The 14,913-nt window shown below is 67.4% G+C and carries 9 protein-coding genes; 2 read left to right on the top strand and 7 right to left on the bottom strand.

The features are described from left to right. From OIE68_RS25750 to OIE68_RS25730, 5 genes are all read right to left on the bottom strand, one after another. Positions 1–1,074 (bottom strand): cupin domain-containing protein, encoded by a 1,074-nt coding sequence (locus OIE68_RS25750; RefSeq protein WP_327093659.1) that lies wholly within the window; start codon positions 1,072–1,074, stop codon positions 1–3. After that, positions 1,071–2,750 (bottom strand): (2,3-dihydroxybenzoyl)adenylate synthase, encoded by a 1,680-nt coding sequence (locus OIE68_RS25745; protein WP_327093658.1) that lies wholly within the window; start codon positions 2,748–2,750, stop codon positions 1,071–1,073. Before OIE68_RS25745 ends, OIE68_RS25750 begins: the two co-directional genes overlap by 4 nt. Continuing rightward, positions 2,747–4,852, bottom strand: coding sequence for an acetate--CoA ligase family protein (locus OIE68_RS25740; protein ID WP_327093657.1), 2,106 nt, complete (start codon positions 4,850–4,852; stop codon positions 2,747–2,749). The genes OIE68_RS25745 and OIE68_RS25740 overlap by 4 nt, the downstream gene beginning before the upstream one ends. Further along, a complete protein-coding gene (locus tag OIE68_RS25735) occupies positions 4,849–6,564 on the bottom strand; it encodes an FAD-dependent monooxygenase (RefSeq protein ID WP_327093656.1) in 1,716 nt (571 codons plus the stop codon). The genes OIE68_RS25740 and OIE68_RS25735 overlap by 4 nt, the downstream gene beginning before the upstream one ends. 98 nt (positions 6,565–6,662) lie before the next feature. After that, positions 6,663–7,463, bottom strand: coding sequence for a PaaX family transcriptional regulator C-terminal domain-containing protein (locus OIE68_RS25730; RefSeq protein WP_327093655.1), 801 nt, complete (start codon positions 7,461–7,463; stop codon positions 6,663–6,665). Positions 7,464–7,660: 197 nt separating this feature from the next. On the opposite strand from OIE68_RS25730, the gene OIE68_RS25725 reads away from it, so the two are divergent. Beyond that, a complete protein-coding gene (locus OIE68_RS25725; RefSeq protein ID WP_327093654.1) occupies positions 7,661–8,392 on the top strand; it encodes an alpha/beta hydrolase in 732 nt (243 codons plus the stop codon). A 193-nt stretch (positions 8,393–8,585) separates the two neighbouring features. Then, positions 8,586–10,646, top strand: coding sequence for a thioredoxin domain-containing protein (locus OIE68_RS25720; protein ID WP_327093653.1), 2,061 nt, complete (start codon positions 8,586–8,588; stop codon positions 10,644–10,646). A gap of 245 nt (positions 10,647–10,891) precedes the next feature. Here OIE68_RS25720 and OIE68_RS25715 read toward each other — a convergent pair whose 3' ends face one another. Further along, a complete protein-coding gene (locus OIE68_RS25715) occupies positions 10,892–12,472 on the bottom strand; it encodes an adenylate/guanylate cyclase domain-containing protein (protein WP_327093652.1) in 1,581 nt (526 codons plus the stop codon). After that, positions 12,469–14,754 carry an MMPL family transporter gene (locus OIE68_RS25710; protein WP_327093651.1) on the bottom strand — a complete coding sequence of 762 codons (2,286 nt, stop codon included), beginning with the start codon at positions 14,752–14,754 and terminating at the stop codon, positions 12,469–12,471. Before OIE68_RS25710 ends, OIE68_RS25715 begins: the two co-directional genes overlap by 4 nt. Positions 14,755–14,913 lie beyond the last annotated feature (159 nt).

The raw sequence follows: 14,913 nt of genomic DNA, 5'->3' as shown, positions 1-14,913 counted from the left end.
TCAAGCTCCTTCGCTGATGTGCGTGCGGTTGAAGTGGAGGCGTTCGATGATCGGTGCGTCGGAGAACATGAAAAGGTCGAATTCGGTGTCGGTGGAGATCGACCATTCGGTCCAGGACGGGACGACGATCAAATCGCCCTTGCCGACCTCGGTTGTGTTCTCGCCCAGGTGGAATCGGCCCGAACCGTCGAATACCTGGTAGACCGCCGAGCCGACATCGCGGCGTCGGCGAGTGTGCGCCCCGGGCCGCAGCCGGTGGAATTCGGCACGGATGGTCGGCATGACATCGCCGCCGGTGGTGGGATTCGTGTAGCGGACGGCGGCATGCCCGGGTTCGGTCGTGGCCGCGTATCCCTCATCCTCGAGGGCGAGCTGTTCGCGCAAAGCGGCGTCGGTGTGTTCCCAGCGGTAGGCAGCGATCGGCGAACTGGTTCTGGCGCCGAGGCCGACCAGGGGTCGCAGACCAGGATGCACCCACAGTCGTTCCGAGCGCGACACGCTCGGGGTGGCATCATCGGTGACACCGTCGGATCCGAATTCGAAGAACCCGGTGTCGGTGTAGTGGACGAACGGTATGTCCAGGCCGTCGATCCACGCCATCGGCTGGTCGGTTTCGTTGTGGTGGCCGTGGAAATGCCATCCCGGCGTGAGCAGCAGATCACCCCGGCGCATGGCGACCGGGTCGCCGTCGACCACCGTCCACACGCCCTCGCCCTCGACGACGAAGCGAAAAGCGTTCTGGCTGTGCCGGTGTTCGGGCGCGGTCTCCTTCGGGCCGAGGTACTGGATGGCCGCCCACAGAGTCGGCGTCACGTGGGGTACACCACCGAGTCCCGGATTCGCGAGCGCGATGGCGCGCCGCTCGCCGCCTCGGCCGACGGGTACCAGGTCGCCCGCGCGCTGCGCGAGGGGATACAGGGTCGACCATTTCCACACGAAGGGAACGGCTTTCGAGGTGGGTGTCATCGGCATGAGGTCGCCGAGCTGGGTCCACAACGGGTTCAGGTGCGCGGTTTCGAAGTCTCGGTAGAGCTCGTCGAGCGGCTCGTCGCCGCGGTTGTTGTCTGTGGTCATCGGGTGCTCTCCTGGGTGAGGCGTTCGAGGATGTCCGCGCGCAGCGCCTTCTTGTCGATCTTGCCTACCTTGGTGACGGGCATCCGGTGGATGAGGACGAGTCGTTCGGGAAGTTTGAACCGGGCAACGCCGGCGCTGTTCATCAGGGCGACGACATCGGACAGTTCGACCGAATGACCCTGTGCCAGAGTGAGATACAGGCACAGTCGCTCGCCGAGCCGGGGGTCGGGCATGGCGACGGCGGCGGCCATTTCCACGCCGTTGAGCTGGTAGGCGAAATTCTCGATCTCTTCGGCGGAGATCTTCTCGCCGCCGCGGTTGATCATGTCCTTGTCCCGCCCGGCGACCACGAGGTTGCCGTCGGGTCGGCGGATGACGACATCGCCGCTGGCGTACCAGCCATCCGGAGTGAAAGCGCGCGAATTGTGCTCGGGAGCTCGGAAATAGCCGCGCGGGGTATAGGGGCCTCGGGTCAGCAGGGCGCCCGGAGTGCCGTCCGGCACGGGCGCACCGTTCTCGTCGACGATCATGATCTCGTCGGCCGCGCTGACCGGCCGCCCCTGGGTGGTGAACACGATCTCCGGATCGTCGTCCAGGCGGGTCATATTGATCAGCCCCTCGGCCATGCCGAACACCTGCTGCAGTCGTGCGCCCAGAGTCGGCTCGACGCGGGCCGCGAGCTCGTCCGGCATTCTCGAGCCGCCCACCTGCAATGCTCGTAAACTGTTGCCGCGCAGCGTGTGATGCTCGCGCTGGTATTCGATCCAGGTCTGCGCCACGGCGGGAACGACAGCGGCCACGGTGACACCCTCGGCGTCGATGGTGCGCAGGGCCCGCTCGGGGGAGGGGGACGGTAACATCACCGCCCGGCCGCCTGCGAAGAGCACGCCGAGGATGCCGGGACAGGCCAGCGGGAAGTTGTGACTGCTGGGCAGCGTGCCCAAATAGACTGTGCGCTCATTGAATTCGGATACTTCATTGCAGCACAGAATGTTGTAGGCGTAGTCGTCATGGGTGCGGACGATCAGCTTGGGCAGACCGGTGGTGCCGCCCGACAACAATAGACAGGCCACATCGGGGCCAGTGGGTTCGTACTCGGCCGAGGCGAACCGCGCGGGCGTCTTCATGGCCGCGGCGAGGCTGCGCTCCGGGACGTATTCAGTTGGGCCGGTGGATAATTGGCCGTGTACGAAAACGGTTCGCAGGCTCGGAACCGCGGCGGCGATCTGCTGGGCGCTCTGCCGCAGGTCGGTATCGCGGTCGGCGTCGGCGACGACCACAGCCACGGCGCCGGAGAGCGCGGCCAGGTGCGTCAGCTCGTACAGCCGGTGCGCGGGCAGCGCCATTACCGGGACGACGCCGATGCGCAGGCATGCCAGGGTGAGTGTGACGAATTCCCAGCAGTTCGGCAGCTGCAGCACGATGCGGTCGCCCGGGGCGATCTGCGAGTCGAGCAGTGCCTGCGCGCACGAGGCGGACCGATCCCACAGCTGCCGGTAGGACAGGCGCACCGTGCCGTCGACGATCGCTTCGTCGTCGGGACGGCGGCCGACCTGTTCGGTGATGTAAGAGCCGATCGAGCGGCCCCGCCAGTACCCGGCCCGGCGGTACCGTGCGGCGACGTCGCCGGGCCAGGGCACGGTTCCCTCGATCGATACAGGGTGCCGGGTGTTCATGGCTGCTCTCCTTCGAGCGGGCTCTGCCGGTCGGGCGCCGCGACGACGACCGCGTCGAGGGCGATCAGACCGGTCGGGGTGAGTCGTAGCGGGTTGATCTCGATATCGCCGATCTCGGGGTGATCGGCCAGGTACGTCACCAAACCGACTGCGATACGGGCGAATTCGTCGCGATCGAGCACCGGTCCGCCGCGCCAGCCGTCCAGCAGCGGTGCGCACTGCAGATCGTCGAGCATGGCCGCGGCTCCGGCGTGGGTCAACCTGTGCCCGCGGATGGCCACATCGCCGATCACCTCGGCGGCTGTGCCGCCGAGCCCGGCGACCGCGATCGGGCCGAACACCGGATCGCGGCGCACGCCCAGGATCAGGTCGACGCCGGGTGCCGCCATGCTTTCGATCAGATAGGCGGGGCTGCCGATGGCATCGAGGGCGTCCAACGCGGTGTCGAGGTCCCCGGTGGTGCGAACGTTCAGGTGCACACCGCCGATCTCGGTCTTGTGCACGACAGTGGCGTCGAGGATCTTGACCGCCACCGGCGACGGCAGCTCGGCCAGCGCGCGGTGGGCAGCGGCCCGGTCGGTGCATACCCGTCGCGGCGGGGTGGCGATACCCAGTGCGCCGAGTAGTTCCTTGGCGGTCGCCTCGTCGGCGGGAAGCGCGACTTCGGCCTGGTGCGTGGTGATTCGGCCGTCGTCGTCCGCCGCCCGCAGGTGGCGGACTCGGGCGTCCTGTACGAGTGCTCGGATCCCGGTGGCGAGGGCGGTGGGGCCGGGCAGTACCGGCACGCCGAGATGGTCCGCGGCGGTCACACTCGGGGCGACCGCGTCGGCGGGGCCGCCGATGCCGAGGACGACGGGCAGGTCCCGGTGGATCCCGGACCGCCGGACCGCGTCGGCGAGATCGATCGCATCCGGCTCGGCCAGAGCGTAGACCGCTACCGCGTCGATGTCAGGATCGGCGGCGGTGGCGGCGAGTACCTTGTCGAAGGTCGCACCCGGTCGGCCGGTGTCCACCGGATTCACCTGGAATGTCATGGGCGGCAACAGCTTTGCCAGCTCGGCCCGGGTCGCCTCGGTGAGCGCCGGCACCCGGATGTCATGGGCCAGCAGGTTGTCCAGCACCATCAGGCCCGGCCCGGCCTGTGCGGTGACCACTCCGATGCCCGGGGTCGGCGCCGCGGGCAGCCGCGTGCGGCTCAGCACCGCCAGCGCGTCCACTAGCTGCTGCTCGGAATCCACCACGACCGCACCGGATTCCGTCAGCAGTGCCCGGGTAGTCCGCCATGAAGTCGCGAGCGCGCCGGTATGGGATTCGGCGAACGCCGACACGTCGCCGCGCCCCATGACCATGGCGACCACCGGTTTCGCCGCGGTCACCACGCGTATGGCCGCCAGCAGGGCGGCCCCGTCGTCGACCGATTCGATATGTAGCGCCACGGCGGTGATCGCAGGATCGGCGCGCAGATATTCCAGGACGTCGATGTTCGTCACGTCCACGCAATTGCCCAGGCCCACACCGAATCCCACGCCGACGCCCTGTTCGGACAGCAGGAACGACAACGCGTGGTTCATGCCGCCGCTGGCGGCCACGACGGCCACCGGGCCGGGCCGGATTCGCCGAACCGTGGGTACGAAGCTCACCGTCGTCGCACCGGGCCGGAAGAACCCGGAGGTATTCGGCCCGAGCACCCGGATTCCGGTGGCGGCGCTGATCTTCGCCACCTCCTCCTGTAGCGCCGTGCCTTCGGCGCCGGTCTCGGCGAAGCCGCCGGAGCAGATGACGGCCCCGCCGACACCGCACTCGGCGGCCTCGCGCAGCGCGTCGGGAGTGGCGCCTGCCGGGATGCAGAGCACCGCGAGATCTATTGGGCGGCCATGAGTTTCGGAAGCTGCTCGGATGGAAGGCAGGAAGCCGGGAGCGGTGCCGGTCGGGTTGATCGCGTACACGGCCGGTGCGTCCGTGGCCGCTCGCCGGACGGCCGCGAGCATGGCCGATCCGAGCTTGCCGACCGCGGTGGACGCCCCGACAACAGCAATGGACGTGGGGCGGAAGAGCCGGTCCAACGGGGTGTGGTGAACGGTGCCGGTGCTGGTGACTGTCATTTCGCCGTCGCCGCCTCGATCAGTACCCGATCACCGCTCTGTGGCTCGGGTTCGTAGACGACGGCATCGGCCCGTCCGGAGAGGACGAGCGTTGCGGCGCAGTCGCGTTCATCCACCGCGCGACGGCTGCGGATGGCGGAGGGCCGCTCGACGATGATCGTCGGGATGTGCTGGAGCAACCGCACGTACTCGGAGACCAGTGCGCGCGACAGGGCGGTGCCCGCGTGCACGACGACGGCGGACGGCCGTCGCGCGCACAGCTCGTCGAGCGCCGCGCACACCTCGGGTGCGAGGGTGATGCTGTCGGCCTCCGGTGCGGTGACCAGCGGTAGTGTCGAGTCGGTGTCGTCGCGGACGCCCTCGGCGGTCGTGGCCCATGCGGTGACCGCGCCGTCGCTGATCAGCAAGCCTTTGCTCGAGTGCTCGGTGAGCCGCAGCAGCCGCGAGCCCAGGACGTGGGCACCGATGCGCAGCGGTGTATCCAGGGGCGCCGCACCGTGTTCGGTGTACCAGGCTCGCTCGGACGCGGCGACGAACGCGCTGTCGCGCATCCGGATCTTCTCGGCGGAGATCGAGCGGCTGAAGAAGTGGAATCCGAACTGCCACGGCTCGAATGCGTCGTAGTAGCGGCCGAAGTGGTCCCACCACGACAGGCTCGGCAGTGATGAGTTCTGGATCTTGGCCACCTGCGGTTGCCGGATGTGCTGGAACCGAGCCAGTGCCGTCTGCAGATCTCCGGGGTGCGCGGCGAGTGCCCTGGCCAGTTCCGCGGCGTCCTCCATGGCCATCTTGGTGCCCGAGCCCACCGAGAAGTGCGCGGTGTGCACGGCATCGCCGAGCAGCACGACCGGGGTGCCGTGGGCGGCCCGGGTGTACCAGTGGTCGGTACGGCGGGTGCGGAAGTTGGCCCAGCGAGAGTTGTTGGCCACCAATGGATGACCGTCGATATGCGCAGCGAAGACCCGCTCGAGATAGCGCTGGGTCACCAGATCCGAGGAACCGGGTGGGGCGGCGGCGTCGAATCCGTCGAGTCCCGCGCTACGCCACGTGGTTTCGTCGGTTTCCACGATGAAGGTGCTCAAACCCGAGCCGATGGGATAGGCGTGTACGGCGAAGTTGCCGTGCTCGGACCGCTCGTGCAGAAAGGTGAGGCCGTCGAATTCGAATGTGGTGCCGAACCAGATGAACTTGACTGACGCCTCCTCGACGGAATGGCCGAGATGGTCCAGGAAGCGCTGCCGTACCGCGGAATTCGTGCCGTCCGCGGCGACGATCAAATCGTAGCTGCCGTGGGCGTCGAGCTCGTCCGGACCGGCCGCGGTGTCGAAATGCAAACGGGCGCCGAGCTCGATCGCGCGTCGGCGCAGGGCCTCGAGCAGTATGCGGCGGTGCACGGCCGACATCCCGTTGCCGCCTGCGGATACCGCCGCACCTTTGAGGTGGACCGTGATCGCATCCCAGTGCCGGCCGTGCTCGTCGAGCGCCGCACCGAGGACGGGGTCGACCGCATCGATGTTGTCCAGGGTCGCGTCGGAGAACACCACCCCGAAACCGAACACATCGGATTCGCTGTTGCGCTCGAAGACGTCGATCGTGGTGCCGGGCAGCGCATGCGCCAGGGCGATCGCGGTGAACAGGCCGCCGGGGCCGCCGCCGATGCACGCGACACGCAGCGGCGGCGTGGGTAGCGGATTCTGATCGGGAAGTGACATCGGTGTCGCCCTTGTCTGACTGTGGCGCGGGTCTCGCGCGGAACCTGGCGAAAGTATGTGACAAATAAGTAGCTCTCGTCAAGAAAACTGTTACACATCTAAGTGGCGGCGTCGCCGGCGGCGGCCACGAACGGCTCGGCAGCGGCGCGCAGGATGTCGTGGCATTCGGTGAACACCTCGTGGGCGGCGCGCCCGCGCCATCCAGCCGGCAGCAGCGTCTCGGGCAGATCCGGATCGCGGAACGGGTAGCGGCGATAGTGCTGCATGAGCCGCATGTGCTCGATCAGCGCGGCCGCGCCCTCGAGACCGCGCCGGTAGCGGGCCAGCCGGGGCCGGAACTCCTCGATGAACGCCTGGTAGTCGGCGCCGAGCTCGCCCAGGTCCCAGCATCGTTGCGCGATCAGCCGGTCGCCTGCCAGGCCGGCGCTGCGGCCGCGCAGGAACTGGATGTGCAGCTCGTCGCCGCCGGTGAGCGCCTCGCGCAGCTGTTTCTCGCGGTCATGTGGGGAGAACCAGGCCGGGCCGCCGTAGTTGCCGAACCCCCACCAGGTCAGTGCCTTCTCGATCCGCTTGCGCTGGTCACGGTCGACGCCGGATTCGTCGACCAGCGCCTGCGTCCAGGTGCGGTCCCACTCGTCGAAATGCCGTTCGAAGATTCGGCTGCGCCCGTCGTCGAGCAACTGCCAACTCTTGTCGTTGAGCAGGTACGACACCTCGCGCCCGGATTTGCTGGAATCGAACCAGCCGTCCTTGCGCAGCCGTGTCATGACCACTCGGACGGTGGTCGGCTCGACGTCGAAGACGCCCATCAGCTCGGTGAGTGCGCCGAGCCTGGCCGCGCCCCCGGTGTATCGGAAGTACTCGCCGTAAAGGTCGAACACCAGTGCCCGCGGCCGCATTCCGTTCCTCCTGTCTCGGCGGATGCCGAGAGAAATGTTTCAAATCTATTGACATAGTAGATGAAGATGTCACATAGTGATGGCACTCACATCGAGTCACAACCATCATTTCCCATTGTTGGCGAGTTCGAGGTCGGCGCAGTCCGCACAAGTGCCGACCGATCGCGAACATGATCAACCACTTGCAGGAGACAACGATGTCGACATTCGTACTCGTCCACGGTGCCTGCCACGGCGGCTGGACCTGGCGTCCGGTCGCCGAGCATCTGCGGGCAGCCGGCCATGTCGTCCACACACCCACACTGCCGGGGCTCAACTCCGAGGACGAGCGTGCGGACATTCATCTGTCCGATTCGGTCGACTACCTTGTCGACTACGTCGAACGGGCGGATCTGAACGATGTCGTCCTGGTCGGGCACAGCTGGGGCGGCTTCCCGGTCTCGGGTGCCGCCGCTCGACTGGCCACCCGCATCGAACGGCTGGTGTACTGGAGTGCGTTCGTCCCCCGCACCGGCGAATCCCTCATCGACCTGTGCCCACCGGCCTACGGCGAGATGTTCCGGGCCTCGGCCGCCGCCTCGTCGGACAACTCCGTCATGTTCCCGTTCGAGGTCTTCACCGCCGCCTTCATGCAGGACGCGTCGCCGGAGACGCAGCGGGTGGTGTACCCGCTGCTGGAACGTCAGCCGTTCCACACCATGAACGAGGCGCTCGAACTCGACGAATGGGAACGCCTGCAGCTGCCGTCGGCCTACGTGTTGTCCAAGGACGACCTCGCCTTGCCGCCCGGCGAATTCGCTTGGGCATCGAGGTTTCCGGAGCGGCTGCCCGCAGGTTCTCCGCTGATCTACACCCCCGGCAGCCACGAATCGCAGCTGACCCAGCCCGAAGCGCTCGCCACGGCACTCATTCAGGCCGCGGCCGGATAACGACCCGAAATCCCGGCATTCTCGTACGGCGCGCGCCGTCGGCCCGCAACGCCGTCGAACCGCAGGCCACCTCCAGCTGCACACTGGTTGTGACCTGCGGTTATTGCGGCTTTCGCGCAGTCGCGTGTGCTCGGTCGGATGGGGTGGTGTGTGGGTCGTGGTATGTGCCTGCCGGGTGTGGGAGGCTGGCAGTGTGAACCGATTGGCCAGCGCGACGTCGCCTTATCTGCTTCAGCACGCTGACAACCCAGTCGAATGGCGTGAGTGGGATGCCGATGCCTTGGCGGAGGCGGTCGCACGGGATGTGCCGATCCTGCTGTCGATCGGATACGCGTCTTGCCACTGGTGCCACGTGATGGCGCACGAGTCGTTCGAGGATGCGCGGACGGCGGCGCAGATGAACGACAACTTCGTGTGCATCAAGGTGGATCGTGAGGAGCGTCCGGATCTGGACGCGGTCTATATGAATGCCACGGTGGCGATGACCGGTCAGGGTGGCTGGCCGATGACGTGCTTCCTCACGCCGGCGGCCGAGCCGTTCTATTGCGGCACCTACTACCCGAAGGTGCCGCGCGGTGGGATGCCGTCGTTCACCCAATTGCTCACGGCAGTTACCGATACCTGGAACACCCGGCGCGATGAGGTGGACAAGGCTTCCGCGCAGGTGGCCGACGCGCTGCGTGCGCAGGCCGCCGGGCTGCCCGATGCCGATGTGACGATTTCGGCCGAACTGCTCGATCATGCGGTCGGCGCGGTGCTGCGCGATGAAGACCACAAGCACGGCGGGTTCGGTGGTGCGCCGAAGTTTCCGCCATCGGCTTTGTTGGAGGGGCTGCTGCGCAGTTGGGAGCGCACCGGCGATGCCGCGACCTTCGATGTGGTGAATCGGACGGCCGAAGCCATGGCGCGCGGCGGGATCTACGACCAGTTGCGCGGCGGGTTCGCGCGCTACTCCGTCGATGCCGCATGGCTGGTGCCGCATTTCGAGAAAATGCTCTATGACAATGCGCAATTGCTGCGCGCCTACGCGCATCTCGCCCGCCGCAGCCCTGAGCGAGAGTCATTGGCGCACCGGGTTACTCGCGAGACAGTGCAGTTCATTCTCGATGACCTCGGTACCGACCACGGGGGGTTCGCGTCCGCGCTGGACGCCGACACCCACTTGGAGCCGGGCGGACCGGGTGTCGAAGGCGCGACCTATGTCTGGACACCCGCCGAGCTGGTCGGCGAACTCGGTCCTATCGAAGGTACTTGGGCCGCAGAGGTTTTCGGGGTAACTACCGCCGGGAATTTCGAACAGGGCACCTCGGTGCTCACCCGGTATGTCGATCCGGATGCATTGTCCGACAACGGGACTGCCCGCGAACGCTTCGAACGTGCCCGCGCGACCCTGCGCGCAGCCCGTGCTCGACGCCCACAGCCGGACCGCGATGACAAAGTGGTGACCGCCTGGAACGGAATGGCGATTACCGCACTCGCTGAGGCGGGTTCTGCACTGCGGCAAGATGATTGGGTGGAAGCCGCCGCTCGTTGCGCCCACTTCCTACTGGCTGAACACGTGGTCGACGGCCGGGTTCGCCGGGCCTCGCTCGGTGGCGTGGTCGGCGCGTCTCCAGGCGTCTTGGAGGACTACGCCTGGTTGGTCACCGGCCTGCTGGCCCTACACCAGGCCACCGGCCGACTCGACTGGCTCGACCACGCACAACGACTGTTGGACAAGGCAATTCACCACTTCGCTGACGACACTGCGCCCGGCAGCTGGTTCGACACCTCCGACGACGCCGAAACCCTCGTCGCCCGCCCCCGTGATCCCATCGACGGCGCAACCCCCGCAGGCGCATCTGCCTTGGCCGAAGCCCTCCTCACAGCCGCTGCCACCAGCGCCCCGGAACCGGCACTGCGCTACCGCGAACTGGCCGACCAAACCCTCCAACGTGGCGCCGTCGTCCTTGCCCGCGTCCCACGCTCGGCAGGCCAATGGCTCACCGCCGCCGAAGCCGCGCTCCGCGGCCCCCTCCAGGTAGCCATCGCCCTATCCGACACCGCAACCGCGGCAACGGAATTGATCGCCACCGCCCGCGCCGAAGCCCCCGGCGGCACCGTCATCATCGCCGCGACCGCCAACTCGGTCCCCCTCCTGACCGACCGCATCCCAGTCAACGGCGCCCCCTCCGCCTACGTCTGCCGCGGCTCCGTCTGCGACCTCCCCGTAACGACCCCATCCGAGCTGCGCGCCTCCCTGAACCGCCCCTAGCCCCGCCACACCCGCTCGGCTGGGCCCATCCAACCGCAATCAAGTCCGCGCTCCGAGTTCCCCGCGCACCGATTGCATGCCAGGCTCCGGATTGGGTGCATCGGGTCGGCACCGATGGCCGCGAGGTCTCCGGTATCGCTGCGGAGGTTGTCGCCCTGACCGGCTGGCTGCTCTGAACTGATCCCGCAGGGATGATCGACGCGACGGCCCGGCCGCGGGCACTGCGCGTCGCCGCGCTCCAGCGCTCAGCGCTTCTGCGAGGGCGATTCGGTTGTCGCGGTTCGTACTTCGGCGATCGCGCTGATGGCGGCCGGATCGGTAGCGGGTTCCACCCCATGGGAGGTCGGGGCGGCCTCCACATCGGTCCAGCAGGCGGTGGGTTCGGGCATTCCACGCAGCGGAATGTTGTCGTAGAGAACCCATTTGGCGCGCTCGTGCTCGGCCGCCGACTCGATGATCGCACCGCTCACCAGGATTCGGCGCGGCACCTCCTTGGCTTCGGTGGTCAGCCGGGCCGCCTCATTTACCGCATCGCCGATCACCGTGTATTCCAACCGCGTATCGGAGCCGATATCACCGGCGAACACCCGCCCACATGCGACGCCGATGCCGATATCGAGTTCGCCGGTGGCCGTGACCTCGTCGCGAATGCGTCGCGCGGCCCGCAGGGCAGGTGTCGCATTGTCGCGCAATGCGATCGGCGCACCGAAGATGCACAGCGCCGCATCGCCCTCGAACTTATTGACCAGCCCGTTATTCTCCTCGGTCGCGGCAACCACGATCGCGAGCAGGCGATTGAGCTTGGCCACGAAATCATGCGGTGTCAGACCGCTGGACAGCTCGACGGATCCGGTGACATCGACGAACAACGCCGAAACGTCGCGCACATCGCCGGTCAAATCGACCCCGCCCGCCAATGCCCGCTCGGCGACCTCCGTGCCGACGTGCCGGCCGAATACATCCCGCATCCGCTCGCGTTCACACAGATTCGCGGCGAGTTCATTGACCGAATTCTCCAGCCGCCCGATCTCGCTGGTGCTGCCGACGGGAACCCGAACATCGAACTCGCCCTTGGTGATTCGATCGAGCGCCCGGCGCAGCGTGCGCATCGGCATTGCGACCGAACGGGCCAGGATCGCGGTCGCCAGCGCGCCGGATCCGATGCCGACGATGGAGAGGTAGATGGCGGCGCGGACGCGGTCCGGTGCGCCGGAGGCCGGGTCGGCGAGCACCGTGATCAGCATGAGCAGCGGCATCGCACCCGCCACCGCCCAGGTCATCACGACCCGCATCAGCACCGAGGAACTCCAGTGCGCGGTGGGGCCGAGCACCCCGGACACCACCGGAATGGTCGGGCGGATCAGCCGGTCGACGATCAGGAAGGTGAATCCGGCCGATTGCAGTGCGCCGAGGGCGAACAGGGCCACGGTCACCGCCGCACTGTTGTGTGCGGCCAGATGCGAGAGCATCGAGGCCGCCACGATCACGCCGGGCAGCCATATCGCCAGCGCTCGGGTGGTGATCGCGATCGGTAGGCGCAGCAGCCGTTGCGCCTCGTCGACGGTCGGCTTTCGCCCGTCATCGAGCCACCCGAAATACACGGTCCGATCGCGCACGGCGAGCCCGACCCCGGCCAGGAAACCCACCACCGGATAGATCGACGCCAGTCCGATGATGCGCCGCCAGTCATCCCCGATCCGGCCGAAAAATCCACTGAGCCACAGCTCGGTCACGATCACCCCGAGGCCACCGAGATTCGCGGCGATCACCACCGCCGCCAACCCCCACCGCGCCTTCAGCGCCCAAACAACCAGCTTGGTGATCACGGTGCCCTGACATCCGGATCGGAGCCCGCCTGCGCCGTCGCGTGCGTGCGCACCGAAACCCCGACGCGCACGGGCGTCCCCGAGCCGGGCAGCCACCAGTTCCAGGTTCCGAACAGCTTCATCAGCGCGGGGACCAAGACCAACCGCACGAGTGCCGCATCGATCGCTACAGCCACCGCCAGCGCCAACCCGACCTGCTTCAGCTCCAGCACGCTGGCGGTCAGGAAACTGCCGAAGATCACCACCATGATCGCCGCCGCCGCACTGATCGGGCGGGCCGTGTGCTGGAGCCCGGCTGCCACGGCGTATTCGTTATCGGCCGCGGCGCGCGCGGAGTTCTCCCAGAACTCCTTGATCCGGCGAATCAGGAACACCTCGTAGTCCATCGACAGCCCGAACAGAATCGCGAAGACCATCGTCGGCAGGAATACCTGGATGAACCCGGTGCTGTGGAACCCGAGCAGTGACTCGCCGACGCCCCACTGGAACACCGCCACGGTGATGCCGAGGGCCGCGCCGGTGGCCAGCAGATTCATCACTATTGCCTTGATCGGTAGCGCGATGCTGCGGAAGGCAGCAATGAGGAACACGAACGAGCAGCATAGAACCAGCGCGACGACCAGTGGCAGTTTCCCCGTGATCTCGTCGGACATATCCGCGAACTCCGCCGTCGCACCGCCGACCAGCACGTCACCGGGCAGTGCGGTGGCCCGGTCGCGGATCTCCCGGACGAGTTGATCGGCCTCGCTGGAATCGAATGCGGACTTCGCCACCACCATCGCGAAGATCCGCCCGTCGCGCTGGATCGGCAGCACCTGTTCGACCCGCTCATCCGAGCGGAGTGCGGTCAGGAAGTTCTGCACCTCGCCGGCCGCCGTGGCATTCAGCGGCGTATCACCGGAACCGGTCACCACGATCGTGATCGGCGCGAGCAGTCCGGGCGCGAAATTCTCCGAGGCGACCTTGCTCGCCTTGCCGGACGCGGTATCGCCCATCGCCGCGGTGCCCATATCCATGCCGTAGCGAATTCCGGTCAGTGGCGCGGCCGCCACCAGCAACACCAGCGTGGCCGCGATACCGAACACCACCGGCCGTGCCATCACGATCCGACTCCACCGCGCCCACCGCCCGCTCGCCGGATCGGCATCCGATCCCGGCCGGGTCTCCAACGGCTGCCACCGAGCTGGCAGCGCACCGCGATTCACCCGCGATCCGAGCATTGCCAGCACCGCCGGCAGCAGCGTCAGCGCCACCATCAGCGCGGCCACGACCGCGATCACCACGCCTACGGCGATACCGCGGAACACTGGCGCGCGCACCACCACCAGCGAGCACAGCGAGATCATCACGATGAAGCCCGAGGCGACGATCGTCTTACCTGCCGTGGCGATCGCGATCCCGCAGGCATGCGCCACACCGGCCGCGGAACTCCCGCCCGGCTTCCCGAGCTCTTCGCGGAACCGACTGACCACGAACATCGCATAGTCCAGCCCGATGCCGGTGCCGATCATGGTCGCGACGGCCAGCAACAGCGAACTGGTCGCCATCACATGCGAAAGCAGAAACAGTCCGCCGAAGGCGAGCAGCAGTCCGCTCAACGCCACCACTACCGGCACCAACGCGGCGACCACCGTGCCGAGCGCGAGGATGAGCAGCACGAACGCTACCGGCAGGCCCAGCGCCTCGGCCCGCCCGGAATCGGCCACCTCGATCTCCATCAGATCGCGCAGCACCGGTGAGAAGCCGGTGAGCCCGACGGTCACCCCGTCTCCGGAGAACTGTCCCGTACGTTCCTGCAGCTCACCGGCCAGTTCTGCCCGCTCCGGAATCGTGCCGTCGATCCCGACGACCGCAAGCGCCGCATGCCTGCTCGCCGAGATCTGCGACGTTTGATCTCCCTGGAACGGCCCCACCGCGACCCGCACCCCGGGAACCCCGCGCAGATCCGCGACCGCCCGCTCCACGATCGCTCGGTAAGCCGGATCATCGACGGTCCGCTGCTCCGAATCGAAGACCAGCGCAAGCTGTTCGGCTCCCAGATCCGGATAGTGCGCGGCGAGCAGTTCGGTGATCCGCGTCGATTCCGCCTTGTCGGCGTGGAATTCCATGGCCTCCAGGCGGCCGTTGAGTTGCGGGTAGGCGACCGCGCACGCGGCGATCAGCACCAGCCATACCGCGACGACGATCCGCCGGTGCTGTGCCATCGCCACGCCCCAGCGGTAGCCGATTCCCTGCTCGCGCCCCGCCTGCTGTCTACCGGTCTCGATCGTCTGCTGTGTCATTTCGCCCCGCTATTTTCCGGATCCGCATCCGTCCCCAACTCTATTGCCGCAAAGAGCAATTCGGCATGCCCGCGATGCTCCGGCTGCCCGGCTCGTACGTACCGGGCACCCCATGGTCAGAGCCGGGCATCCGCTGTGCGGGTGCTCGGTGCACGGGCG

It is taken from the genome of Nocardia vinacea (assembly GCF_035920345.1).
Taxonomy (GTDB): domain Bacteria; phylum Actinomycetota; class Actinomycetes; order Mycobacteriales; family Mycobacteriaceae; genus Nocardia; species Nocardia vinacea_A.
This window is presented reverse-complemented; position numbering and strand designations above follow the sequence as displayed.